Source organism: Streptomyces sp. NPDC051051, from assembly GCF_040682975.1.
GTDB lineage: Bacteria > Actinomycetota > Actinomycetes > Streptomycetales > Streptomycetaceae > Streptomyces.
Genome location: NZ_JBFBCB010000142.1, coordinates 1 through 1,566 on the forward strand (window position 1 = coordinate 1; position 1,566 = coordinate 1,566).

A 1,566-nucleotide genomic window follows, 5' to 3' on the forward strand; every position below is an offset into this window, starting at 1 on the left:
GCCACCCTCACCGCCCTCACCCAGAACTGCCTTCCGGACGCCGACGGGATACTGTTCGTGCCCACCCTCCGCAAGCACCGCGACGAGGTGGACACCGTCCTGGAAGGTGTCGCCGCCGGTCACACGACGGGGATGGTGGTCGACTGGGCGTCGATGATCGGCTCCCGGGCCACGGAGGGTGTGGAACTTCCGACCTACGCCTTCCGGCATGAGCGCTTCTGGCCGCAGACGAAGCGGGTGCGGACGGCAGAGCACACCGAGGACACCGCGATCGTTGGTGGCGCCGAGTCCTGGGACATGGTCGATCCCGTCGAGTCCCTCGAACTTGCGAACTCTCTCGGCGTCGGCGCGGAGGTCGTCGAGGAGATCGTGTCAGGACTCGCCGCACAGCGGCGGGAGCGGGCCCTGCGCGCCGAGGAGGACTACTGGCGGTACCGCGTCACATGGGAGCCGGTCAGCCTGCCCCCGGCGGCCAGCGGGACAGGACGATGGCTGGTGCTTTACCCGGAGAGCGGATCGGCAGGACTCGATACCGTCGTAGAAGCGCTGCCCGGCTGCATGCCGTTCGCCGTCCCCGCGAACACCGACCGGGTTTCCCTGGCTCGCGCACTCGTCATGGCGGTCCGCGGCGGCACAGTAGCCGGAGCGGCCGTCCTGCCCGACTCGTTGGCCGGGGCCATCACCGCCGTTCAAGCGCTCGGCGACACCGGCACAACGTGTCCCGTCTGGTGCGTCACCACGGGTGCCGTGGCCACCGGGTCGCCCACGGAGGGCCCCTTGAGCCCCGAACAGGCCGCCGTCTGGGGGTTCGGCCGGGTGGCGGCCCTGGAACTCCCCGACCGATGGGGCGGATTGATCGACCTGCCACCGGTGTCCGACGCGCAGACGGTCGGCTTGCTCGCCGCAGCGATCACCTCCTCGGACGAGGACCAGCTCGCGCTGAGGGCCGACGGCACCTTCGCACGTCGCCTCCGCGAACATCCGGCCCTTCTGCCCCGGACCGCCGAGACCGGCCGGACCGCCGAGACCGGCCGGAGGTCGCCGCAGCGCGTCCTCGTCACCGGCGGCACCGGAGCTCTCGGCGGGCATCTGGCCCGTTGGCTCGCCGAGCGGGGTGCGCGGGAGATCGTCCTCACCAGCCGACGCGGCGCCGACGCGCCGGACGCGAGCCGGCTCGTGGAGGAGATACGTGCCGCGGGAGCGGAGCACGTGCATGTCGAACGGTGCGACATGGCCGACCGTGGCGCGGTCGCCACGCTGCTCGGACAACACCGCGTCGACGCCGTCTTCCACGTCGCCGGTATGCCGGACCACATGCCCGTCGACGAGGTCGACGACGCCCACCTGACCGAGGTGTGGTCCGCGAAGGCTTTGGGTGCGGTGCATCTGGATGAGCTGACGCGGGGGTGGGAACTGGAGGCGTTCGTGGTGTTCTCGTCCGTTGCCGGTGTGTGGGGCAGCGGACGGCAGAGCGTGTATGCGGCGGCGAACGCGTGTGCTGATGCGGTGGTGGAGGCGCGTCGTGCGCGGGGTGAGGTGGGTTTGTCGGTGGCGTGGGGTCCGTGG

General features: G+C 71.2%; 1 protein-coding gene. It reads left to right on the forward strand.

Features of this window, described 5'->3' with window-relative positions; genetic code table 11:
• The coding region (locus AB0N31_RS36475; RefSeq protein WP_366062837.1) for an SDR family NAD(P)-dependent oxidoreductase at nt 1-1,566 on the forward strand (1,566 nt) is incomplete at both ends.